Origin of the sequence: Thauera sp. 2A1 (assembly GCF_009469595.2) — a bacterium.
GTDB lineage: Bacteria > Pseudomonadota > Gammaproteobacteria > Burkholderiales > Rhodocyclaceae > Thauera.
On the sequence record NZ_SSXV01000007.1, the window covers coordinates 15,074 to 38,454 of the forward strand.

General features: G+C 68.1%; 23 protein-coding genes. 13 read left to right on the forward strand and 10 right to left on the reverse strand.

Annotated features, from left to right (window positions below):
* Positions 1-160 precede the first annotated feature (160 nt).
* Positions 161-394 carry an AbrB/MazE/SpoVT family DNA-binding domain-containing protein gene (locus tag GH664_RS08370; RefSeq protein WP_228111436.1) on the forward strand — a complete coding sequence of 78 codons (234 nt, stop codon included), beginning with the start codon at positions 161-163 and terminating at the stop codon, positions 392-394.
* Positions 387-788 carry a type II toxin-antitoxin system VapC family toxin gene (locus GH664_RS08375; protein ID WP_153167629.1) on the forward strand — a complete coding sequence of 134 codons (402 nt, stop codon included), beginning with the start codon at positions 387-389 and terminating at the stop codon, positions 786-788. Before GH664_RS08370 ends, GH664_RS08375 begins: the two co-directional genes overlap by 8 nt.
* Positions 789-839: 51 nt before the next feature.
* On the opposite strand, the gene GH664_RS08380 is transcribed toward GH664_RS08375, so the two are convergent.
* Together GH664_RS08380 and GH664_RS08385 are read right to left on the reverse strand one after the other, a co-directional pair.
* On the reverse strand, positions 840-1,391 hold the full coding sequence (locus GH664_RS08380) for a redoxin domain-containing protein (protein WP_153167631.1): 552 nt from the start codon (positions 1,389-1,391) through the stop codon (positions 840-842).
* 23 nt (positions 1,392-1,414) lie between these two features.
* Positions 1,415-2,575, reverse strand: a complete 1,161-nt coding sequence (locus GH664_RS08385; RefSeq protein WP_153167633.1) for a metal-dependent hydrolase — start codon at positions 2,573-2,575, stop codon at positions 1,415-1,417.
* Positions 2,576-2,725: 150 nt separating this feature from the next.
* Here GH664_RS08385 and GH664_RS08390 point away from each other — a divergent pair, with 150 nt between their 5' ends.
* Positions 2,726-7,894: a RecQ family ATP-dependent DNA helicase gene (locus tag GH664_RS08390; protein ID WP_153167634.1), complete on the forward strand. Its 5,169-nt coding sequence runs from the start codon at positions 2,726-2,728 to the stop codon at positions 7,892-7,894.
* Positions 7,895-8,032: 138 nt separating this feature from the next.
* Positions 8,033-9,820 carry a carbamoyltransferase C-terminal domain-containing protein gene (locus GH664_RS08395; RefSeq protein ID WP_153167636.1) on the forward strand — a complete coding sequence of 596 codons (1,788 nt, stop codon included), beginning with the start codon at positions 8,033-8,035 and terminating at the stop codon, positions 9,818-9,820.
* Positions 9,821-9,859: 39 nt separating this feature from the next.
* Here GH664_RS08395 and GH664_RS08400 read toward each other — a convergent pair whose 3' ends face one another.
* Complete coding sequence (locus GH664_RS08400) at positions 9,860-10,570, reverse strand: hypothetical protein (RefSeq protein WP_228111437.1); 711 nt, start codon at positions 10,568-10,570, stop codon at positions 9,860-9,862.
* A complete protein-coding gene (locus GH664_RS08405; RefSeq protein WP_153167639.1) occupies positions 10,558-10,767 on the reverse strand; it encodes a hypothetical protein in 210 nt (69 codons plus the stop codon). Before GH664_RS08405 ends, GH664_RS08400 begins: the two co-directional genes overlap by 13 nt.
* Before the next feature lie 212 nt (positions 10,768-10,979).
* On the opposite strand from GH664_RS08405, the gene GH664_RS08410 reads away from it, so the two are divergent.
* From GH664_RS08410 to GH664_RS08430, 5 genes are all read left to right on the forward strand, one after another.
* Positions 10,980-11,699: a CsgG/HfaB family protein gene (locus GH664_RS08410; RefSeq protein ID WP_228111438.1), complete on the forward strand. Its 720-nt coding sequence runs from the start codon at positions 10,980-10,982 to the stop codon at positions 11,697-11,699.
* Between the two features lie 23 nt (positions 11,700-11,722).
* Complete coding sequence (locus GH664_RS08415) at positions 11,723-12,091, forward strand: DUF4810 domain-containing protein (RefSeq protein ID WP_153167640.1); 369 nt, start codon at positions 11,723-11,725, stop codon at positions 12,089-12,091.
* A gap of 8 nt (positions 12,092-12,099) precedes the next feature.
* Positions 12,100-12,795 (forward strand): DUF799 domain-containing protein, encoded by a 696-nt coding sequence (locus tag GH664_RS08420; protein ID WP_153167642.1) that lies wholly within the window; start codon positions 12,100-12,102, stop codon positions 12,793-12,795.
* 92 nt (positions 12,796-12,887) lie between these two features.
* Positions 12,888-13,178 (forward strand): nucleotidyltransferase family protein, encoded by a 291-nt coding sequence (locus tag GH664_RS08425; protein ID WP_153167644.1) that lies wholly within the window; start codon positions 12,888-12,890, stop codon positions 13,176-13,178.
* Entirely contained in the window at positions 13,175-13,534 is a 360-nt protein-coding gene (locus tag GH664_RS08430; protein ID WP_228111439.1) for a DUF86 domain-containing protein, read from the forward strand. The genes GH664_RS08425 and GH664_RS08430 overlap by 4 nt, the downstream gene beginning before the upstream one ends.
* 158 nt (positions 13,535-13,692) lie before the next feature.
* On the opposite strand, the gene GH664_RS08435 is transcribed toward GH664_RS08430, so the two are convergent.
* Complete coding sequence (locus GH664_RS08435; RefSeq protein WP_228111440.1) at positions 13,693-14,607, reverse strand: DNA-3-methyladenine glycosylase; 915 nt, start codon at positions 14,605-14,607, stop codon at positions 13,693-13,695.
* Between the two features lie 35 nt (positions 14,608-14,642).
* Positions 14,643-15,131: a YbaK/EbsC family protein gene (locus tag GH664_RS08440; RefSeq protein ID WP_153167646.1), complete on the reverse strand. Its 489-nt coding sequence runs from the start codon at positions 15,129-15,131 to the stop codon at positions 14,643-14,645.
* 635 nt (positions 15,132-15,766) lie between these two features.
* Between GH664_RS08440 and GH664_RS08445 the strand changes: the two genes are divergently transcribed.
* The 4 genes from GH664_RS08445 (at position 15,767) to GH664_RS08460 (ending at position 19,426) form a co-directional block, all read left to right on the forward strand.
* On the forward strand, positions 15,767-16,657 hold the full coding sequence (locus tag GH664_RS08445) for a hypothetical protein (protein ID WP_153167649.1): 891 nt from the start codon (positions 15,767-15,769) through the stop codon (positions 16,655-16,657).
* Positions 16,654-17,466: a hypothetical protein gene (locus tag GH664_RS08450; RefSeq protein ID WP_228111441.1), complete on the forward strand. Its 813-nt coding sequence runs from the start codon at positions 16,654-16,656 to the stop codon at positions 17,464-17,466. The genes GH664_RS08445 and GH664_RS08450 overlap by 4 nt, the downstream gene beginning before the upstream one ends.
* Positions 17,463-18,398, forward strand: a complete 936-nt coding sequence (locus GH664_RS08455; protein ID WP_153167651.1) for a mechanosensitive ion channel family protein — start codon at positions 17,463-17,465, stop codon at positions 18,396-18,398. Before GH664_RS08450 ends, GH664_RS08455 begins: the two co-directional genes overlap by 4 nt.
* 89 nt (positions 18,399-18,487) lie before the next feature.
* The gene (locus GH664_RS08460) at positions 18,488-19,426 is read left to right on the forward strand and encodes a zinc ribbon domain-containing protein (protein ID WP_194270358.1); all 939 of its coding nucleotides are present in this window, start codon (positions 18,488-18,490) and stop codon (positions 19,424-19,426) included.
* Between the two features lie 80 nt (positions 19,427-19,506).
* Here GH664_RS08460 and GH664_RS08465 read toward each other — a convergent pair whose 3' ends face one another.
* The 4 genes from GH664_RS08465 to GH664_RS08480 are packed head-to-tail and all read right to left on the reverse strand — an operon-like array spanning position 19,507 to position 23,280.
* A complete protein-coding gene (locus GH664_RS08465; RefSeq protein ID WP_194270359.1) occupies positions 19,507-20,718 on the reverse strand; it encodes an MFS transporter in 1,212 nt (403 codons plus the stop codon).
* Entirely contained in the window at positions 20,715-20,984 is a 270-nt protein-coding gene (locus GH664_RS08470; protein WP_228111442.1) for a chromate resistance protein ChrB domain-containing protein, read from the reverse strand. The genes GH664_RS08465 and GH664_RS08470 overlap by 4 nt, the downstream gene beginning before the upstream one ends.
* Positions 20,981-22,345 (reverse strand): chromate efflux transporter, encoded by a 1,365-nt coding sequence (chrA, locus tag GH664_RS08475; RefSeq protein ID WP_153167654.1) that lies wholly within the window; start codon positions 22,343-22,345, stop codon positions 20,981-20,983. Before chrA ends, GH664_RS08470 begins: the two co-directional genes overlap by 4 nt.
* The gene (locus GH664_RS08480) at positions 22,342-23,280 is read right to left on the reverse strand and encodes a chromate resistance protein ChrB domain-containing protein (protein WP_153167656.1); all 939 of its coding nucleotides are present in this window, start codon (positions 23,278-23,280) and stop codon (positions 22,342-22,344) included. Before GH664_RS08480 ends, chrA begins: the two co-directional genes overlap by 4 nt.
* Between the last annotated feature and the right edge of the window lie 101 nt (positions 23,281-23,381).

Genomic DNA, 23,381 nt, shown 5'->3' on the forward strand with positions numbered 1-23,381 from the left:
CACAGCCGGCAGTGTTGCAGCAAGCCCGCCGCGCGTCGAATCGCGACGGGCCGTGACCGCTTCGCCTGGAGTACCAGACAGCTCCACGTCCATGACAAACCGCACCTTGCATTCTAAAATGTCAGGAAGACCCACACATGGAAATCAACCCGTGATAACGATGAAAATGTCAGATGGAGGACGTGTTGTCATTCCAGCCGAGATCCGCCAGGCGCTCGGCATCAAGGAAGGCGACCTGGTGTGCTGGGAGCTGGTCGATGGCGAAGCACGGCTGTCGACACGGGCGACGCGTTTGCGTCGCGCGCAGGCGCTGGTGCGGCGCCACGTTCCCGAAGGCGTCTCCCTGGCCGATGAGCTGATCGCCGAGCGGCGGACCGAGGCGGCGCATGACTAAGGTCGTCCTCGATGCCTCCGCCGTGCTCGCCCTGCTCAATGCCGAACCGGGCGCAAACGAGGTCGAGTCCGTGCTCGGGCAGGCCGTCATCTCGACCGTCAACGTCACCGAGGTTTTCAGCCGGCTGCTGGACTGGGGGATGTCGCCCGCCGAAGTCGAAGCCGTGTTTGCCGCGCTCGACCTCGAACAGCAAGCCTTCGATTCGGTCCTGTGCCGGCGCGCCGCGTGGCTGCGCAGCGCCACACGAGCATCTGGGCTTTCGCTCGGCGACCGCGCCTGCCTGGCGCTGGCGCAATCGCTCGCCGCGCCGGTGCTGACGACTGACCGCGCCTGGCTGGCGGTCGCGGGCGAGTTGCAGATCGATGTGCGCGTGATCCGGCCCGATTCGCGCTGAACGCCTCCGGCCGCCGGGGTGGCATGCCGCGCACAGCCGCAACGCGCACGATCAGGCCAGCCCCGCCCACCACAGCCGCAGCCGCATGCCCAGCTCGGTAGTGAAGCCCACCGACACCGAGCGGACGCGGCCCTCGCCGTCGATCACCACGATTGCCGGCACACCGCGCAGGCCGTAGCCGCTGGTGATCCGCCCATCGGCATCGATCGCGGTGGGCCAGTCGAGCCCGCGCTCGCGCAACACCTTCGCCACCGCGGGCGCATCGCCCGACTGCATCGCCACGGTCAGCACCGGCCAGTCGGCACGCAGTGATTCGACGCTGCGCTGCTGCGCCTTGCAGATCGAGCACCAGTCGGCCCAGAAATACACCGCTACCGGCTGGCCCGGATAGGCGCCGCGCCACTCGTCAAGGCTGCCATGGCGGCCATCGGCGAAGGGCGCCTCGATCGCGGGCGCAGGCCCATCGGGCACGTTCCAGCTCTGCCACCACTGGATCGCGATCAGCGCCAGCACGAAGACCGCCAGCTCCACCAGCCAGCGGCGCCTGGGTTTGCGCGTTGGCGCGGCGGGCGCAGCAGCGGCGCTGACGCGTTCTTGCTGCATGCTTGTCTCGCTGTCGTCCGGCGTCATCGTGCGACGACCCACCGCCGCCCGTCCACCATGCGCTCGAACAGCCGCCACCCGCCTTCACGACTGCATAGCCCGTAGCGGAAGGGAATCTCGTCGCGCCCCGGCGTCAGGAAGCGCAGGTCCATGAAGTTCGCACACGCGTTGCCGCCGGCACCATGCTCGGCGTGATCCAGCACCGGGAACATCGCGAACCAGCGGTAGAAGGCGAAGTCCTCGGCGTTCCACACCGTCTGCGCCAGCGCTCGCGTACCGTCACGGCCGAAGCGTTCGCGCACCTCCCAATGCGCCTGCGCCACCGGCAGGTAGGGCGCGGAGAACCGACGGATGAAGCTGTCATCGGCGCCAGCCACCAGCGCTTGGCTGCGCCGCGTGTTGATGTGCGCATAGTGGTAGCGTTCGCCGTCGAACACGATCGCCGTCCAGTTGAAGGGCGAAGCCGGCCGCGGCGCGGCATCCACCTGCACCACCGGGATGTGGTTGGCGGCCGCGTAGGCGCGCGCCGCATCGATCGCCTCGGAACGCCCCATCCATCCCACGCCCACCCAGCCGGCCAGCATCACCAGCGAGATCGCCGCCGGTACCCGGCTGCGCCGCCAGATCGCGCTCGCCGTCAGGCCGGCGACGATGATGCCGGTGAACACCAGGTCGATGATGAAGGTGGTGCCGATGCCGAAGCGCCGGTCGGAGAACGGCGCCAGGATCATGGTGCCGAACTGGGTGATGAGGTCGCCGGCGATGTGGATCAGGATCGCGCTGCACACCACGAGGTAGAACGAGCGCCAGCTCGGCACCCCGGCCGAGTCCTGCTCCCGCCCGCCGCGTCCGCGATGTCGCCGAAAAAACCGCGCCAGCAGCCAGGCGATCGCCAGGCCCCACAGCGGCAGCAGCACGATGGAATGGGTGACGCCGCGGTGCCCGCGCAGATAGGCGAGCTCCGACACCCAGCCGAGCACGAAATCGAGATCGGGAAAGGTCGCTGCCACGGTGCCGGCGACGACGAACTGCCACACCGGCGGCACGGCCGCGGCCACGCCGCCAAGCGCTGCGAAAGAAGATCCGGCAGCCGAAGAAGCAGATGAAGACGACGCCGCCGCCTGGCGACGTGCGAGCAGGCGGCCCACCAGGGCGCCGGAAAGGGCATGAGTCAGGGTATCCACGGCGGGTTGGAGGTGAGACCCCGGGCTTGGTTCCCGGGCGGGATAGCGTTCACCGCGCCCCGGAGATGTCGCCAGTTCCATGACATCCGCCCGCGGCGACCGCGGCTCAGCATGGCATCATCGGCTGTCCGATTGATTACACGCGCCGGAATGAGCATAGCCGGTCCTTTGCCGAAATTCGCACCAAAAGCGCTCTGCCTCGACATCGAGACAGCCGCCGACGACCGCCTGGACCTGCGCAAGCTGGCAGCATGGCGGCCGGATACCGGCGCACAAATCGAGGTGGCCAACCTCGGCCGGACGCCGGACCTCGCCGAACAGCTCGATGCGCTGACCGAAGGCGCCGTCTTCGTGCTCGGCCACAACCTGGTGCAGCACGACCTGCCGGTGCTGAGGCAACGCCTGCCGCAACTACGCCTGCACGCACTCCCCGCGGTCGACACGCTGATCCTGTCGCCCATCGCCTTTCCGCAGAACCCGTATCACAGCCTGGTCAAGGACTACAAGCTGGTGCGCGACGCGCGCAGCAGCCCGCTGAAGGATGCCCAGCTCGCACTGAAGCTGTGGCAGGACCAGTTCGACGCTTTCGCCGCGCTGAAGGCCCAGTCTCCGCAGGAGCTGGCCTGCCACCACTTCCTGCTGACGCGCGACCCGGCGCTGGGCTACGGCAGCTTCTTCGCGACCGTGCGCCGCGCCGTTCCGCCACCCGCCGGCGAAGTGCGCGAACGCTTGCTGGCCCTCACCGCCGGCAAGGTCTGTGCGACCCGCATCGGCACGCTGGTCGATGACTGCCTTGCCGAGCCCGCGCTGGCCTTGCCACTGGCTTACCTGCTCGCCTGGCTGCGGGTCAGCGGCGGCAACTCGGTCCTGCCACCCTGGGTGCGGCTGAACTACCCGCAGGTGCGCGAGTTGCTGCGCCAATTGCGCGAAACGCCATGCGACGCACCCGACTGCGCGTACTGCCGCACCTATCTCGATGCGCGCCGCGAACTGTCGCGCTATTTCGGCTTCGACGCCTTCCGCCCCGAACCGGCGAACGCGGACGGCGATTCGCTGCAGGAGGACATCGTCAATGCCGCCTACGCTGGCCGCTCCATCCTCGCCATCCTGCCCACCGGCGGCGGCAAGTCGATCTGCTACCAGTTGCCGGCACTGTCGCGCCACTGGCGCAGCGGCAGTCTGACCATCATCGTGTCACCGCTGCAATCGCTGATGAAGGACCAGGTCGACAACCTGGTGCGGCAGGGCATCTTCAGCGCGGCCACGCTGAACGGCATGCTGAGCCTGCCCGAGCGCCGCGACGTGCTCGACAAGACGCGGCTCGGCGACGTCGGCATCCTGCTGGTGTCACCGGAGCAGTTCCGCAACCCGGCCTTCGCCGAGGCCATCCGCCATCGCGAGATCGGCGCCTGGGTGTATGACGAGGCGCACTGCCTGTCGAAATGGGGACAGGATTTCCGCCCGGACTATCTTTACGTGTCGCGCTTCATCCGCGAGCGCAGTCGTGATCGCCTGGCGCCGGTCTGGTGCTTCACCGCCACCGCCAAGCGCGAGGTGGTCAAAGATCTGCGCCAGCATTTCCACGATGCGTTGGGCATCGAGCTCGACAGCTTTGACGGCGGCCACGAGCGCCACAACCTGCACTACGAGGTGATGCAGGTGGGCACGGCCGAGAAGTCGCCGGAGATCCATCGCCTGCTGCAACGCGAACTCGACGCCAGCCCCGGCGGCGCGGTGGTGTTCGCCGCAAGCCGCAAGCGCTGCGAGGAGATCGACGGCTTCCTGCGCGACATGGGCTGGCCAAGTGCGCACTTCCATGCCGGCCTGGACCCGGGCGTGAAGAAGGAAGTACAGCGCGCCTTCATTGCCGGCGATCTGCGCGTGATCGTCGCCACCAACGCCTTCGGCATGGGCGTGGACAAGCCCGACGTGCGCATCGTGATCCACGCCGACATTCCCGGCTCGCTCGAAAACTACCTGCAGGAAGCCGGCCGCGCCGGGCGCGACCGCCAGGATTCACGCTGCGTGCTGCTCTACGACGAGGCAGACGTCGAGACGCAGTTCGGCCTCGCGGCGCGCTCGCAGCTTTCGCGGCGCGACATCGCCGGCATCCTGCGCGCGCTGCGGCGCTACTCCGCGCGCACGAAGAGCACCGAGGTCGTCGTCACCCCCGGCGAGATCCTCGCCGACGACGACATCGACACCTCCATCGAAGCCGAGAACCCCGATGCCGACACCAAGGTCCGCACTGCCATCGCGTGGCTCGAGCGCGCCCGCTTCGTGCAGCGCGACGAGAACCACACCCGCGTCTTTCCGGGCAGCCTGCGCATCGGCTCGCTGGCCGAAGCGGAGAAGCGCCTGGCGCGCGCCAACCTGTCGGACGACATGTGCCGGCGGCACCTGGAACTCGTCGGCGCGCTGATCAACGCCGACGACGACGAAGGCATCAGCACGGACACGCTGATGTTGCAGCTCGGCCTGCCAAGCCAGGACTGCATCCGGATGCTGCACCAGCTCGAACAGCTCGGCATCGTCTCCAACGACCTCGCACTCACCGTGCTGCTGCGCAAGGGCGTCAAGGATGCATCGGCCGCCCGTTTCGAGCGCCTCGCGCAACTGGAGTCGGCCCTGCTCGACCTGCTGCCCGAACTCGCCCCCGACGCCGACGCCGGTAGCGCGGCCGGCTCGGACTGGCAGGACATGAACCTGCGCGGCCTGTGCCAGGAGCTGAAGACCCGCGCCGCACTGGACTTCCGGCCGGACGAGCTGCTCACCCTGATGCGCTCGCTGGCCCGCCCCTTCGGCAGCGAGGAGGCAGGCCGCCGAGCAATGTTCGATGTGCGTCTGCTGCGCCGCGAGCTGTTGCGTGTGCGCCTGCTGCGGCCATGGCGCAGCATCCGTGAGATCGGCGGGCGCCGCCGCGCCGTCGCCGCGGTGCTGCTGCAGAACCTGCTCGCCCGGCTCGACGGCCAGCCCCCTGGTGTCGACCTTCGCGTGGCCTGCAGCATGGCCGAACTGGGCACCGCGCTGCGCGCCGACACCGAGGTCGGTCCCGGCCTGAAGGATGAAATGCGTGCGATCGAGGCGGGGCTTCTATACCTTCACGACAACGGCGTACTGATCATCGACCGCGGCAAGAGCGTGTTCCGCTCGGCGATGACGATCCGCATCCGCCCCGAGGAAAAGGGGCGGCGCTTCTCGGCGAGCGACTTCGAGCCGCTCAAGGAGCACTACAGCGAGCGCACCTTCCAGGTCCATGTGATCCAGGAATACGCCCGCCTCGGCCTCAGGAAGCTGTCCGACGCGCTGGCCTTCGTACTCGCCTATTTCACGCTGCCACGCATCACCTTCACCCGCCGCTATTTCGCCGGCCGGCGCGAGATGCTGGAGCGTGCCACCACCGAGGAATCCTGGCGCCGCATCGTCGAGGATCTTCGCCACCCGCTGCAGGAAGCCATCGTCTCGGCAAAGGCCGACGGCAACCGGCTGATCCTCGCCGGCCCCGGGTCGGGCAAGACCCGCGTCATCGTGCATCGCGTCGCGTACCTGGTGCGCGTGGCGCGCGAGCCGGCGCGCGGCATTCTGGTGCTGGCCTACAACCGCGCAGCAGCGGCCGAGATTCGCCAGCGCCTGCGTGCGCTTGCCGGTGCCGACGCCGCCGGCGTCACCGTGCTGACCTACCATGCGCTCGCGCTGCGCCTGACCGGCACCAGCCTCGCCGGGCTGGCAACACACGGCGCGGAAGCGAACTTCGACGCCATCCTTGATCGCGCGCTGGCATTGCTCGAAGGCCGCGGCGAAGACGCCAATGACGGCGACGAACTGCGCGAACGGCTGCTGGCAGGCTACCGCCACATCCTCGTTGACGAGTACCAGGACATCGACGCGCGCCAGTATGGCCTGATTGCCGCGCTCGCCGGGCGTCGACTGGCGGATGGGGATGCACGCCTGACGCTGCTCGCGGTGGGCGACGACGACCAGAACATCTACGCCTTCCGCCACACCAGCAACGAATTCATCCAGCGCTTCCAGACCGACTACGAGGCCGGTACCGACTATCTGGTGGAGAACTACCGCTCCACCGCCCACATCATTGCCGCCGCGAACGCGGTGATCGCCGGCAGCCCGGGACGGCTCAAGGCGGATCACTCGATCCGCATCAACCATACGCGGCGCAATGATGCTCCTGGCGGCCGCTGGGCCCGGCTGGACGCAATCGCCGGGGGGCGCGTTCAGGTGCTGGCGGTGCCGCGCGACCTGCGCGCCCAGGCCGCGATCGTGATGGCGGCGCTGTCGCGGCTGAAGACGCTCGATTCCGGCGCCGACTGGTCGGAGTTCGCCGTGCTCGCGCGCAACCGCGCAAGCCTGGCGCCGATCCGCGCATGGTGCGAACTGGAAGGCGTGCCCTACTGCTCCAGCGAACGCGACGCCAGCCAGCCCCGCCTGCACCAGACGCGCGAGGCGCGCGCCCTGCTCGACCTGCTCAATGCCCGGCCTCGCCGGCGGCTACGCGCGGCAGCGCTGCTGCGCTGGTTCGCGCGGCGCTTTGGCGGCACCGGCGCCGACGATCCCTGGCTGGGACTGCTCGCCGAGTTCCTTGACGAACTGCACACAAGCTGGCCCGAAGGCCGCGTCCCAACCGGCATCGTCATCGAGGCGCTGTACGAGTTCGGCAACGAGGCCCGCCGCAGCGAGCGCGGCCGTCTGGTGCTGTCGACCGTGCACGGAGCGAAAGGCCGCGAATTCCGCCATGTCGCGCTGCTGGACGGCGGCGATTGGCGCAGCGCGGCACCGGACGAGCGCCGCCTCTACTACGTCGGCATGACCCGCGCGCGTGACAACCTGGTCCTGTGCGAAGGAAGCGCCGACACCAACCCTTTCTCGCCGGCATTGGGCGGCGAAGGCCTGCTGCGCGCGCCATTGCCGGCGCAGCTCGATTGCCGGCCGGAGTTGGGCCGCCTCTACCTTGCACCCGGTCTTGCCGACGTCGACCTCGGTTTTGCGGGGCGCCAGCCGGCCGGCCACCCGGTGCACCGCGCCATCGACTTGCTCCGCCATGGCGACTCGCTGCAATGGCTCACCGACAATGGCCGCCACCGGCTCGTGACGTCCTCCGGCATCGTTGTGGGCCGGCTCGCCGCTCGTTTCAACCTGCCGCCAGGTCAGGTCTTGCGCGTCACCGTCGCCGCGATCGTGCATCGCACGCGTGCGCAGATACAGGATTCGCAGTGGCGCGACGCGGCGAAGGTCGAAGAATGGCGGGTGGTCCTGCCGGAAATCGTGCTGGCGCCCTGCGACCCCCCGACGGTTCCCGGATAGTCGTCTTCGTGCGCGCCGAAACGCATGACCCGCTCGCGCAGGATGAGGTTGTCTTGGGCCGATCGCCTGCGGAGCAGAATATGATTGAAAGCCGCTGCGGAAAACCCGCAGGAATGCGTCGAACTCAGAGTTCCCAGAATGAACGTCCTCGGCATCTCGGCCTTCTGTCATGACGCCTCGGCCGCGCTGATCGCGGACGGCAGGCTCTTCGCGGGGGCGGAAGAGCGCTACACCCGCATCAAGCACGACCGCGGCTTCCCCGCGCTCGCCATCGCCGATTGCCTGCGCCGTGCGGGGCTGACGAGCGAAGAGCTGGACGCGGTGGTCTTGCACGAGGTGCCGGATGACGCACTCGCAGCGCGGGCCGGCGATACGCGCACCGGACCGACGGCCACCCGCGCTGAGGATGGGACACTCGCCCGCCTGCGGCTGCGCGACGAACTGAGCCGGCGCCTGCACATCCCACCGTCGCGGGTAGCGTTCTGCCCGCATCATCTGAGCCATGCCTGCCAGGCGTTCATCGGCGCGCCCTTCGACGAAGCGGCGGTGCTGGTCGTGGATTCGGCCGGCGCGGGCACGAGCACCGCGCTGTTCCATGGCCGCAAGGGCGAAACCCTGGAGATGCGGCTGCTGCAGGACATCCCCCATCCGCACTCCCTCGGGCTGCTGTATTCCGCCTTCACCGCCTTCCTCGGCTTCCAGCCCGACGACGGCGAATCGAGCGTCATGGCGCTCGCCTCCTTCGGCCGGCCGCGCCATCTCGAGCAGGTCGGCAGGATCCTGCGGCTGCAGACGGACGGCAGCTACGAGATCGACCCACGCTATCTCGACCCGTGCGGCGACGTCCCGTACACGTCCGCCTTCCTCGCGCTGTTCGGGCGTCCGCGCGGCGCCCGCGACCCACTCCCGTTCGACACCCTGGCCACCGGGCCCGTCGCCGTCGGGCCGGACCACCAGCGCTACGCCGACATCGCCGCCAGCATCCAGCGCGCGCTGGAAGAGGCATTGCTTCATCTGGCGCAGCGGCTGCACCGGCTGACGGGGCTCACGAACCTGTGCCTGGCCGGCAGCGTCGCGCTCAATTGCGTGGCCAACAGCGTCCTGCTGCAACGTTCGCCATTCTCGCGCCTGTACGTGCCGCCTGACCCCGGCGACGGCGGCGCGGCGCTCGGTGCGGCGGCCTTTGGCGCCTTTCGCGACCACCCGGTGCCACCGCTCGAGCTGCATCCCTATCTCGGCAGCAGCCATGACGAGGAGGAGGAGATCGCCATGCTGTCGGCGATCGACCTCGAGCAGTGGGAGGCGTACCGCCCGCCTGGCGCACCCTCGCTGCGCGACCTGCGGCTGGACATCCAGCGCCATCGGCATGTCGACGATCTCGTCGCCACGGTGGTGGCGGATCTGAGAGCCGGCAGGGTCGTCGGCTGGTATCAGGGTAACTACGAGATCGGGCCGCGCGCACTCGGCAACCGCTCGCTGCTCGCCGACCCCAGCCGTGTCGACGTGGCGCGCCGCCTGAGCCGGAGCATCAAGAGCCGAGCCGGTTTCCGGCCCTATGCCTTCTCCGTTGCTGCCGAGCACGCCCACCGCTGCATGGAGCTGCCCGCGGCGCTGCCGGCGCCGTCGAAATGGATGCAGATGGTGGCGAATGTGCGCGACGAAGCACGCGACGCGGTGCGCGCCGCCATGCATGTCGACGGCACGAACCGAGCGCAGGTCTGCGCGGCTGCGGACAATGCCCGCTACCACCGCCTCCTCGCCGCGTTCGGCGCCGCCTCGGGCCTGGGCGCCCTCCTCAACACTTCGTTCAACGAGAGCGGATTTCCGATCGTGAGAACGCCGGCGGAGGCAGTGCGGATGTTTGCCCGCACCGATCTCGACACGCTGGTGCTGAACGACTCGATCGTCCGGAAAGTCGCAGGCTAAGCCGGCCGGATGTCGTCGGCCGGATGTCGCCCGCCACCCTCAGGCCGGCCGGCAATACTGCTCGATCGCGCGCAGCGACACCGAGTACGAATGCCGCACTTGCTCCTCGTCGTAGCGGTGTTCGCGGCCCACCGGGCAGGCGTCGCGCGCCACGCAGGCCGTGCGGCAGCGCGAATCCGGCTGCAGGCGGTAGCGGGCGCACTTGTCGAGCACGAATTCCCCATCCGCCATCGCCTGCGCCGGACAGGCGGCGATGCACGGCCGCCCGGCGCACGATGCGCACGGCGACGCCATCTGCAGCGGCGCAGTCGGCGCCAGGTCGGTGTCGGTGAGCAAGGCGGCGCGGTAGCCGAACCACGAGCCCCACTGCGGCAGGATGCCGAGCTTGAACGGCGTCGGCTGATGCCAGCCGGCGAGCCGGCCGAGCGTCTGCAGGCCGAGCGGCTTGTCGCCCGGGTACAGCAGCGTGCAGCAGTGCCCCGGGAACTGCGCGGCAAACCACTGCATGACCGTGCGCACGCTGAAGTCGTCGATCGGGTCGTCGGACTCGACGCCCGCCGCCCGCAGTGCCGTCCACATCGCACGGCCGGCGTTGCCGATCAGGATGATCTGGCGACAGGCGTGCGCAGGTGCGAAGTCGCGTCGCAAGTCGGCAACAACCTGCGGCGGAAGGTCGGCAAGGTCGAGGACGGCCTGCAGGTTCAACCCGGCCGCATCGAGCGCGGCGAAATCCGCGCTCAAAACCAGCACCCGCACAGCCGGTGCGCACCCGGCCGCAGCACCGCCTCGACGCGCGCGGCCTCGACCAGCTTGAGTTCCTCGAGCGCGCGCAACTGGCCGGCGCAGTAGGCGTCGTAGCGGCCGCCCTCGGCGGCGCGGATGAAACCCGCCGCCGCGCGCTCGAACAGCGCCTTGGCCGCATCCGTGAGTGCATTGCTCTGGTCCATCGAATCCTCCGGCTGCTGTGATTGATCGGTCGTTCCGCACCGAGTGTACGACGACTGTCGCCCCCGGCGGGAACCACCTTTGTCCGCCAGGCCTCGCCGGCGGCCGTCCGGGTCACGCGAACTGCATCCCTTGTGAGCTGGATCATGGCAGCACCCAAACCCTTCCGGCAGAATTGGTCAATGTTCATTCGACATGCATCGGAGCCCACCTCATGTCTCGCACTTCGACCTTCCGACACTCGACTCCCCGAAACTCGACCTTCCGAAACGCCGCCGCCGCTGCCCTCCTGATCGGCAGTGCCGCCCTGCTCGCCGGCTGCGCCACCGAACAATCGCGCACGCTGGAAGTGGCCAAAGTCGCTTCCGCAGGCACCACATACAACGGACCGCGCAGCCTCATCGCCGTGGGCAAGTTCGACAACCGCTCGAGTTTCATGCGCGGCATCTTCAGCGACGGCGTCGACCGCCTCGGCAGCCAGGCCAAGACGATCCTGATCACCCACCTGCAGCAGACCGGCCGCTTCAACGTGCTCGACCGCGACAACATGCAGGAGATCAAGCAGGAGGCGGCGCGCGCCAAGTCGGCGCAGAACATCAAGGGCGCCAGCTACGTCATCACCGGCGACGTCACCGAGTTCGGCCGCAAGGAAACCGGCGACAAGCAGTTGTTCGGCCTCCTCGGCCGCGGCAAGTCGCAGGTCGCCTATGCCAAGGTCAATCTGAACGTGGTCAACGTCGAGACTTCGGAAGTCATCTACTCGACCCAGGGCGCCGGCGAGTACAGCCTGGACAACCGCGAGGTGATCGGCTTCGGCGGCACTGCCAGCTACGACTCCACGCTCAACGGCAAGGTGCTCGACCTCGCCATGCGCGAGGCGGTGAATCGCCTGGTCGAAGGCATCCAGTCCGGCGCCTGGCAGCCCGGCCGCTGAACGGATCGATGCGGAAACCGACGATGAAGCGCCTTTCCCTCGCCCGGTTCGCGACCGGCCTTCCGCTCGCGGGCGCCCTGCTCCTTGCCGGCTGCGCCACCGGGCCGCAGCCGCTGTATTACTGGGGCGACTACCAGCCCGCGCTGTATGGCCACTTCACCAAGGAGAAAGGGCCGCAGGAGCAGATCGCTGCCCTCGAGGCAGGCATCGAGAAGGCGCGCGCCGCCGGCAAGCCCGTGCCGCCCGGCTACAACGCCCACCTCGGCCTGCTCTACGCCGAAGGCGAACAGACGGACCAGATGCTGAAGTATTTCGAGGCCGAGAAGGCCCTCTACCCGGAAGGCGCGTCCTACATGGACTTCCTGCTGGGCAAGTTCAAACGTGAGAAATGAGGCGCTCGATGATGCGAACCCCGACCCTCAAGGCCCACCTTCCCCGGGCTGCCCTTGCCGCCACGGCCGCCGCCCTTCTCGCCACCGGCTGCGCCGCACCCGGGCCTTCCTACGATTACAGCGCCTTCAAGCAGAGCCGGCCGACTTCCATCCTCGTGCTGCCGCCGCTCAACAGCTCGCCGGACGTGGGCGCCAGCTACAGCATGCTGTCGCAGGTCACCTTGCCGCTGGCGGAATCGGGCTACTACGTGCTTCCGGTCAGCCTGGTGGACGAGACTTTCCACCAGAACGGCCTGCACAACCCGGCCGAGATGCACGACGTGAAGCTGCAGAAGCTGCGCGAGATCTTCGGCGCCGATGCCGCGCTGTACATCGACATCAAGCAGTACGGCACCACCTATGCGGTGTTCGCGAGCGAGAGCCGCGTCACCGCAGAGGCCAGGCTGATCGATCTGCGCTCGGAGCAGTTGCTGTGGCAGGGCTCCGCCACCGCCTCCAGCGCCGAGGGCCGCAATTCCAGTGGCGGCCTCGTCGGCCTGCTGGTGCAGGCGGTGGTGAGCCAGATCGTGGAGAGCGTCACCAACCAGTCCCACCCGGTCGCCGGCATCACCAGCAACCGCCTGCTCGCCGCCGGTCGGCCCAACGGCATGCTGTATGGTCCGCGCTCGCCCAACTACCAGAAGGACGGCAACGCACAGCAGTGACACTGACGCGTGAGGACGCAATGCGATCACAGGCGTGCGCCCCACCCGTCGAGTCGCTACACTTCAGACGAAGCTTCGCTGGGGACACACCGATGACCACTTACGAGGAACTCAGTCGCCGCCGTACCGAACTACTCAGCACCGCGGCTGCACACAAGGCCCGCAGCCTGAGCGTCTTCGGCTCAGTGGCCCGCGGCGAAGACCGCCCCGACTCGGATATCGACTTCCTGGTCGAGTTCGAACCCGATGCTTCCCTCCTCGACCTGATCGGGCTGCAGCAGGACATCGAGGCCATGCTCGGCCGCCGTGCAGACGTCGTCACTCCCAATGGCGTCAGCCCGTTCCTGCGCGATCGTATCCTCGGTGAGGCGCGCGCCTTGTGAGCCGCAACCCGGCGGTGCTCCTGCGGCACATCCTGCTTTGCCTCGACCGCATCGCCGACTTTACGGTCGACGGCAAGAACGCCTTCCTGGCGGACGCGAGGACTCAGGACGCCGTCATCCGAAACCTGGAGGTCATCGGTCAGGCGGTGAAGGACATCGGGGCGGAGGATCTCGCAGCACGACACGCCACGATTCCATGGCGGCAGGTAGCCGGCTTTCGTAACGTGCTCGCGCACCAATATCTTGGCGTTGACCTGATTCTCGTCTGGAATGTGGTCACGATGCATTTGCCTTCGTTGCGTTTGGCTATCGAATCCGAATTGTCCAGGTACTCAGAATCCGGTTCCAACGCCTGACTCGATCGAACCATCAGGAATCGAAGAACGAAGCGTCGGTGTGATATCACGCGCCTCGGGAAATCAGCCGACGACAGGCAGCCCGACAACCGTCAGCTCATCACGGGCATTCAGCGTGCCGAATTGATGGTTGCTCCGCGTCCACATTCCCCTGCCCCTCAAGGCGCAGCCGATGCCCCTGCCGCCCACAGGTGCGCGGCGAGCAGCGCGCGCCAGGGCGAAAACGGGGCGAGCCAGGAGCGCGCTTCGTTCTCCGCGATCTTGTCCTCGCGGCCGAGCAAGGCCTGCAGCCCGCGCCGCACCGCGGCATCGCCGTGCAGGGAGCCGTCCATCCAGCCGAAGCCGCGCAGCAGCGTGTAGTCGACCGTCCACGGACCGACGCCGCGCACCTCCAGCAGCCGCCGGCGGATCTCGTCGACCGGGGGCGCATGCAGCCAGGCGTCGAGCGGCAAGCCGCCGTCCGCGGCGAGGCGCGCCACGGTGAGCAGGGTGTTCGCCTTGGCGTTGGAAAAGCCCGCCTGGCGCAGCACATCCACCGATAGGGCGGCGACCCGGCCCGCGTCCGGATAGCACATCAGGCCGCCCGCATTGCGCACGCCGGCCGCCAGGATCAGCTTGCGCCGCAAGGACACCGCCGCGCCCAAGCTGATCTGCTGCCCGGTGACGGCCCAGGTCAGCGCCTCGAACGGCGTCGTCGCCACCGGCACGCGCAAGCCGGCCTGGCGCACGATCAGGACACCGATCTGCGGATGGTCGCGGTGCTGCCGCTCGAAGGCGTCCACATCCTGCGCCAGGCCCAGCATGCGATCCAACATGGCTTCGAAGCGCTCCGCCCCCGCGGCATCGCCCGCACCGTCGATCACCATCGACGCCTCGACGCAGTCCGCACGGAAACGCACCTGCAGATGCGCGGGGGCACCGTTCCACACCAGCCCCTTGCGCAGCAAGGCGTCGGTTTCCGATTCGGCAACGGCCTCGGCGATCTCCTGCGCATCGCGCCGGTGAAAGGCCAGGATTTCCCTGCGCCGGAAAGCGGCGGGCAAGGACATGGCGCAGGAAAGGACAGTCGCCACCTTCAGTCTCCAGAGCGGATTTCAGCGGCTTCGGGTCAGGCCTCCTGCCGGATGTCGGTCCAGGCCGCTGCGGTCAGCGCCGCCAACGGCCCCGGCGTGAGCGGAAACACCGAAAACGGCGTCCCCGCCGCCGCCCAGATGCGCGCGAAGCGCTGCAGGTCGGCATCGAGCAGCAGCCTCACCGGCCCGGCGTGCCCCAGCGGCGCCACGCCGCCAATGGCGTAGCCGGTCGCCGCGCGCACGAAATCGGCATCGGCCCGCCCCAGCTTCTCTCCCACCAGGCGCGCCACCTTGTCCTCGCACACCCGGTTGTCCCCCGACGCGACAACGACCACCGCACCGCCGCTTTGCTTGGCACGAAACACCACCGACTTGGCGATCTCCGCCACCGTGCAACCGATGGCCGCCGCCGCTTCGGCGCTGGTGCGCGTCGGCTGCTCGAACTCGACGACCTGGGTGTCGATGCCGGCCTCGGCGAGGAGGCGCTGGGTGCGGAGGGCGGTGGGGTGCTGGGCGGGCTTCATGATGACGAAAGGCCGACGGCCATCCTCATTTGTCGTTGCGGAAGAGCCGGGATGCTACCAGCTTGGCCATGGGGGCCTCCATACCGGATGTCAGCGGGTCCGCGACCGCGGTAGAACTCACCGCAGGGCGATGCGCTGCGTTGATCGAGCAAGCGAATCTCTGTCGCGCAACGGCGGGCCTAAGTGCTTGTATTTTGTGCTAAAGTCTTGCCTTTCTCGTCGATCGAGCGTCGCATGACCCTGCCTGCCCACCGCCGCTTCGCCCGCTGCCGCGCACCGCTGCGCGCGGGTGGACGCGTGCGTGCGCGCAGCATGATGTCGCCACTGCGCGGCCTCGCGACCCAGCTCGCATTCAAGGTCACAGGGTCTCCCGCCGTGCTTTCTCAGGCCGTGCGGGGACACCACCGGGGCTGAGCCCCACCCCCGCACGGCACCTTGCCCGGGACGCGCACACCGCGCATCCCGTTCAACGTGCAGCCGCCGCGGGCCATGGTCCATAACTCCCGCTCATCGACCGCCAGCGCGGTCCGGCCCCGGTCCATCGGGGCCACCCCGGCCATCGGCATTTCCCCCGCAGGGCTGCATCCGAAGCGCCGCGCCACATGCGCGGCGGTGCAACGCACGAGGGTGATGCAATGGTTCTCACACGCAGTTTCGTCAGGGCGAAGCGGCCCTGCACCGATGGATTCCGCTGGTTCGTCCGCCAGTTCGGCGAAGGCGGCAACTACCAGGACCTGCTCGACACGATGGTGGCCGCCGGCCGCGTCGGCGACGCCTGCTGGCTGCTCGAACAGTTCGGCCCCACCGACGAGGTGCGCGTGGTCGATGCTATCGAGGCCGATGCGGTCGTGTTCGCCGGCACGCTCGAGGTGCGCGGCGGCGTGGACGTCGACGGCATCGTCCGCGTCGGCCGTTCGCTGCGCGTCGGCGGCGGCATGCGCGTCGGCGGCGAGTTGGGCGTGGGCGGCGATGTGCACGTGGAAGGCGGTATCCGTGCCGAGGCTCGCGTGACGGTCGGTGGCGACCTGCGCGCCGGCTGGGGCGTGGATTGCGCCGGCACACTGCACTGCGACGGCGGGCTGCGCACTGGATGGGATCTGCGCTGTGGCGGCCGGCTGCACATTGCCGGCAATGCCACCGTCGGCCTCGATGTGCAAGTGGCTGAAGACATGCGTTGCGCCAAGGGCCTGCAGGCGGGCGGCGACATCCGCGTCGAGACCAGCTTGCGCGCCGGCCAGGGCGTGGTCGCGGGTGGCTCGATCGAGGTCGGCATGCATCTCGAGGCCGGCTGGGGCGTCAAGGCGGTCGGGGTGATAGTGGCGGGCGGTGCGATCCGCGCCGGCGAGAGCCTGAGCGCCGGCGAGGCGATCCGCGCAGGCAGCGGCTACGGCGTGTTTGCCGGCCTCGACGTGCGCATGGAAGCCTGGGAGCGCTGCGCGCAGGTGAGCGCGGCACAGCGCCCCGACGCGCTGATGAGCGGCTGGTGGTCCGGCCCGGTGGCATGCCGAGCGGAGGAACGGGCATGAACGCCATCGCCCTGTGCCAGCCGTCCATCTTCTCCCCGCGCTCGGCCCCCGCCTTCCCGCAGCCGCCGCTGCGCGTGCTCCGTGCCGCGCTCGCCGCCCGCCTTGGCCGGCTGGTGCAGCCGACGCGCACGGAACTGCGCATCGACGTGAACCAGCCGGACGAAAACATCGAAGTCGAACTCGACGCCCTCCACCGCCGGCTGCACACCGCGGCTGACCCGATGAACGCCTGCACCCGCCTGCCCGCGCCGCTGCCCGGCCTGATCCTGCACCACCGCGAAGCCGACGGCGAGCACTATGTGTATGTGGAGGACACGACTCGCGGCTGCCTGGCCGGTTACACCGTATTCAGCCGCCTGATCGAGGTCGACCGCCGCACCGACCGCCATGTTCGTTCGCCGCACTCGAAGTACGCACCCGCCTACCGCGGCCGCGGCATCGCCAGCGCGGTGTACGACTGGGCGCTCGGCCGCGGCTTCTGTCTCGTCAGCGGTGCCCGCCAGTCCGCAGGCGCGCACGCCCTGTGGCGCGCCCTTGCCCGCCGCCACCCGCTGCGCTGGGTCGCCCTGCGCGACAAGCGCATGCACGACCTCGGCACGACTGTTCCGCCCGAGCGGGCCAACGAACTCGACATCCGCATGATCCTCCTCGGCCACGGCTGGAGCCTCGCCCAGCTCCACGCCGGCAGCCTGCTGCATCCGGCAGCCAGGGCTGTGGCGACGAAGGACGGCGACACCCTTGCTCGGCGCCACGCCCAACGCCTGGCCCGAGCCGCCCCGGATCGTCGTTCGCGTGGGGAGTTGCCATGAAGGCCGCCGATCCGGTGAAGCCCATTTCGTCTTCGCTGCGCGCTGCGGCGGGCTTCACCATCCTGATGCTGATTGCCGTGTTCGTGGAGCCGCTGGCGCAGGTGCTGTGGCCGAATCACGTGGTGCACGGCTGGCTCGGGCCGCTGCGCCAGGCCGCCATTGCCCTGGCCACGTTCAGCGGAGCCCGCCTCATCCACACCCTGGTTGCCGCACAGCTCCTGCGACATCGCACGGGACGCCGACCGGTGCCCAGGGTGCTGCTGGATCTGCTGAGCGTGGCCCTGTTCGCGCTGGCCACCCTGATCAGCCTGTCGCTGCTGTTCCGCCAGGACCTGTCCGGCATCCTCACCGGGTCGGGCCTGGTGCTGGCCGTGCTGGGATTCGCCATCCGCAACGTGGTGGCCGACACGCTGTCGGGGATCGCGCTCGGCATCGAGGCGCCATTCCGCATCGGTGACTGGGTGCGCATCGAAACGCTCGCTCAGGGGCGCGTGCAGGAGATCGGCTGGCGCACGACTCGGCTGGTCACGCGCGACAGCACCTATGTGATCCTGCCCAACAGCCAGATCTCGCGCCAGCGCATCACGAACCTCAGCGCGCCGCGCAAGGAATACCGCGACAACGTGGAATTGACGCTGCCGGTGGATCTGCCCGTCGCCGCAGCCAAGGAACTGATACGCAAGGCGCTGTCCGGGGCGGAAAGCATCGTCGCAGGCAAGGCGCCGGAAGTGCAGGTGGTGCAGTACGGGCCCCAGGGAATCACGTATCGGGTGAAATACTGGATCCCCCAGCACGACCGCGAGCCGGTCTGTCGCAACGAAGTCTTCAGCCTGATCGACGCGGCGCTGCGCGAGCGTGGCATTGCCCTCGTGCCCGCGCCGGCGGCTTCGCCGTGCGCGCCGCAAGACCCGAGATGGGACGAGGCGGCCTAGGCTGCGGGCCGGGCAGGCTGCAGCCAGTGGCCGACCGGGCGTTCTCGCGGCATCATGCCGCCGTTGTAGTGCGCTGTCGGAGAGTCAATTTGAGCCGGAATTTCTGCGCTTCACCTGCCGGGCCCACCCCGCTCTGCTGCCCCACCTGCGGATCTCGGCTGCATGCCAGCGCCCGCTTCTGCAGCGCGTGCGGCACGGCCCAGGCCGCACCGGCGCAGCAAGAGGCAAAGGCGATACACAGCCAGTTCGGCGCCAGCAGCGCCGATCTGGCCGAGCTGCTGTCGGCCAGGGGCGATGTGTTCGCCTGTCCGCGCTGCGACGCATTGAACAAGACCAGCGCAGCCTATTGCGGGCATTGCGGTCAGCGACTGGCGACCGCCGACAGCGCGCATCGGACCTCCCCGGTCGACGAGGTTCCGCGGGCAAGCGAATCGCGTCGCGCGGGCCCGGATGCGCCCATTCGGCCAGCCGCGCGCCCGGGCAGGCAGTCCGCGCGCCGCTACGGGCCCGCCATCGCCCTGGCGCTGCTGGGCATGGTCAGCCTGGCGGCGTGGCAATGGAATGCGCCTGCGGTGCCAGCCAAACCGGCGACCGACAGCGCCACCCCGCACAGCCTCCCCGCGCCATTGCCAGCCGCGCCGGTCGCCATTGCCGAGCCGGTCGAACCCGTCCCCACCGTCGAGCCGGCCGATCCAATCGCGCTCCTGATCGCCGCGCAATCGCCGGCGTCCGGAATCGATCGCGCGGAACAGGCACAGGCAACCCCACCCGTCCCGCCCCCCGCTGCGACGCACAGGCGCACGCCGCCGCGCGAGGACGCGCGCAAGCAGGAAGTCACGAGAACCGCGATGCGTCGCACCGCTGCGCCGACTGCCGTCGACGAGCTTTACCGCCGGCGTGCCGCCGAACGCTGCGCCGAAGGCCTGTACGGCCTGTTGTGCCGCGAAGCACTCCGCTTCGAGCTGTGTGAAGGCAAATGGAGCCGTGAGGCGCGGTCAGGCATGACGACCTGCCGTCTGAACGGTTAGCGGAGCGCCGATCGCGTCCCATGATGCCCGTCGTGGGCAAAGCATTCGTGGGCAGGGATGGGGGTGGGCCAACAAGCAGCTTACTTGCTGCGATGTCGAAAGGCCTTCCACAGCATCAAGTCGTAGCCTATCTTCAAGGCCCCGCAGGCGACCAAGGGTGCAGCAAGCCAGCCCGCAGCGAACAGCGCCCCACCGATCGTAGGGCTGATGGCAGAGGCCAGACTGCGCGGGACAGCGGTGAAACTCGCGGCAGCGGCCCGCTCTGCCGGCGTCACCACTTCCATCACGAAGGCGCTGCGCACCGGCACATCCATCTGCGACAGCAAAGCTCGTAAGAAGAGCATTGCAAACGCGAGTTCGAGTTGTGGCACAAACGCCGCCGCGATGAGGCAGATGCTGGCGGGAATGTGGGTGAACACCATCGTGTTCACCAAGCCAATGCGCTCGGCCACCTTCGGAGCAATGAGTTGCGACGCAGCCGACAACAATCCGGCCCAGAAGAAGAAGGTGCCTGCAGCCAGCAGCGACAGGTCGAAGCGCTGAAAGAGCCAAAGCGCCATCAAGGCGTTGATGGCCAGCCCGCCCGCGAAGGAATCCAGGGAAAACAACAGCGCCAACCGGACGACAACGTCCTTCGATTCGCCAAGCGGCTGTGGCGCGGAGACTTCTGATTCCCGTTCCGGCGTGGGCATTCTTCGGTACAACAGCCATACCACGCCGCCCACCAGGCCATAGAACGCGAACATCGCCCTGAATGCAGTCAGTTGTTCGACCCCCGTAGCCACCACCAACAGTTGCGGCACCGCGGAAGCCAACGCGCCCAACGCAGCAAACAGAGCGCCCAATAGGGAATAGCGAGCAAACAAGCCCGTCCGAGCGGCGCCGAGGCTGGACTCGGCCAGCCGCGCGTGTTCGAGCGGCAGGAACACGCTGACATCCCCGGAACTTGGGTTCAGGGTCCCCACGAACGCGACCAGTAGCAGCGGCCAGAAGCCCGACAGGCTGGCGAAAGACAGTCCGGTGCCAAGCATGAGCAGCGCGGCGCCAAGCAGCAGACGCCGGTGATGGAAGCGATGCCCCCAAGCCCCCACTGCCAGGGTCGCGAGTGCCGACCCCAGCAGCGTGGCCGTACTCAGGAGGCCCACGTCCAGCGTTCCGAAACCGAGGGCCAGCAGATAGGCCGGCAACAGGACCGCCACATAGCCGTCGGCAAAGGCCCGCAGCGCTTTCCCCATCAGGAGCGGCAGCACGACTCGGTCGGTACCCGCCGGCAGCAACCAGCGTTCAATCACATCAGCCCCAGGAACCGCCCCATTTTCTCGACCGGGATATCGGCACACCAGGCGTAGAGCGCGTCGTAGATGACCATGCCATGGGCGAGCATCTCATGGTCATCGGTGAAGTTCAGAGACAGCCCCCTTGAGATGGCCAGCAGGCCGGCTGCTTCCCTTGCGAGCGCTGGCTGTCCGCAACCCCTTTCCGCGGCAGTCGCGTTGAAGGCGGCTGCCAGAGTCGCCACTGCGATGGGCCATCGAGCCGCGCGCATGTCGCGTTTCACAGGATGAAGGTCTTCAGCAGGAAGCCCACCAGCGCACACCCGGCAATCACATGAATCACGTTTGCCTTGAAGCGGAACAGCGCAATCGCTGCCCCCAGGGCAATGAGCGCAGACGCCCACTCGAACGAGCCTTCGAAACCCTTGGGCCACAGGACGTGGTAACCAAAGAAAAGCGCCAGATTGAGGATGACGCCGACCACCGCCGCCGTGATGGCGGTCAGCGGCGCGGTGAACTTCAGGTCGTTGTGCGTCGTCTCGATGAAGGGACCACCCAGCAGGATGAAGACGAAGGACGGCAGGAAGGTGAACCAGGTGACCAGCGTCGCCGCGACCGCACCGGCGAGGAACAGGCTATCCGGGCCAAAGACCGTTTTGACATAGCCACCGACGAAGCCCACAAAAGTGACGACCATGATGAGCGGACCGGGTGTCGTCTCCCCCAGCGCCAGACCGTCAATCATCTGGGTCGGTGTCAGCCAGCCGTAGTGGCCGACCGCCCCCTGATAGACGTAGGGCAGCACGGCATAGGCCCCGCCGAAGGTCAGCAAGGCCGCCTTGGTGAAGAACCAGCCCATCTGGGTCAGGGTGTGGTCCCAACCCAGCCCGGCGTTCAGCATCCCCATCGGCACCAGCCACAGCAGGCCACCGATGAGCGCGACCTTCACCAGCTTGCTCCAGGCGAAGCAGGCATGCGCCGGCGTCGGCGTATCGTCGTCAATCAACGCCCGGCCAAACGACGTGCCCGCCTTGCCGTGCCCGCCGCCGGCCTTGAATTTTCCCGGCGCGATGCGCCCGCCGAAGTAACCGGTCGCCGCCGCCATCGCGACGATGGCCGGGAACGGCACGTTCAGCGCAAAGATGGCAACGAAGGACGCGGCGGCAATCGCCCACAGCACATTGTTCTTCAAGGCGCGCGAGCCGATGCGGTGCGCCGCCTGGACGACGATGGCCGTCACCGCCGGCTTGATGCCATAGAACAGGCCGACCACCAGCGGGACTTCGCCAAACGCGATATAGACCCACGACAGCCCGATCAGGATGAACAGCGAGGGCAGCACGAACAGGCCACCCGCAATGATGCCGCCCCAGGTGCGGTGCATCAGCCAACCGATGTAGGTGGCCAGTTGCTGAGCTTCCGGTCCGGGCAGCACCATGCAGTAGTTCAGCGCATGCAGGAAGCGGCGTTCGGAAATCCAGCGCCGGCGTTCCACCAGCTCCTGGTGCATGATGGCAATCTGCCCTGCAGGGCCGCCAAAGCTGATGAAGCCGAGCTTCAGCCAGAACAGGAAGGCTTGCCAGAAGCTGACGTCCGCTGGGCAGTCATCGCGTGTTTCGTCTGTTGCGCTCAGGGTCGTATTCATGTTTTCGGGCCTTTCTGAAAGGAGGCCAGTAGTCCGTCAAAGATGCGGCTCGCCAGTGCGAGGAACTGATCGTCGTCGGGGATAGTGTCGCGCAGGCCAGCCAAGGCGCTCTCGATACCTGCCGCCTCCGGGGGCTGTACGCCACCCACGTCGAGGAAATGCACCAACGCCCCAAATCTCTGAAGGGGCGGCGTCTCCAGGTTGAAGCTGGCAAGCAGCACTTCGAAACTCACCCGGGCGCCGACGTGGGTGAATGTGGCGCCGTCGAAATCGAACCCGAGTGCATCGGCCGGGCAATCAGACGGCGTCGCCAGCCAGAGCAGCTTCGCTTGCGGGTCGATGCAGCGGCGAATCAGCCAGGCACAGGCCAGCCGGTCCACCCAGGGACGGCGTCGCGTCGCCCAGCGTCGCCCTTGGTAGTCCTGGATACTCAAGCGGGCAATGGCCTCATCGACCGGGTGAGGCTCATCGGGGGACAAGGCCCGGGCCGCCCGCTGTTCGAGGTCGCGTAATGCCTCGTCGGCCTGTTTCTGGGCTTCGCCGGGGAAGAAGTCGATGGCCGCCAGGTTGGTGAACGCCTTGCGCAGCTTGCGGGCTTGCTTCACGGCTTCGTTGGCCGTGTCCGGGCTGAGCCCCTCGCGCGCCACCGAAATGTCTGCCAGCAGATTGGCGAAGTCGGCACTGCGGTCGAACAACGCCTTGAAGTTGCCGTCATGGGGCTCTTCAAGACGAACAACCAGCGCCATCCCCTCCGCTGCGCGAACATCCGCAGCGACAGCATCCAGCGTGCTTTGGCAATCTTCACGTTCCGGCACGAGATAGACGCCATCCCGCAGGACCGCAGCACCCGAGGCCTTGAGGTTGCGCCAGGCACGCATGCGGGCCGTGGCGTTCTCGGTGGGGAGGCTGGTGATGAGTGCAATCCATGTGCTCATGAATGCACTCTACAAATCAGTAGAGATCTCTACAAATATTTTCTTCTGCTACACATATCCTTTTATCCTCAGTCGCGGGCCACAAGTTGGCGACGCGCTCG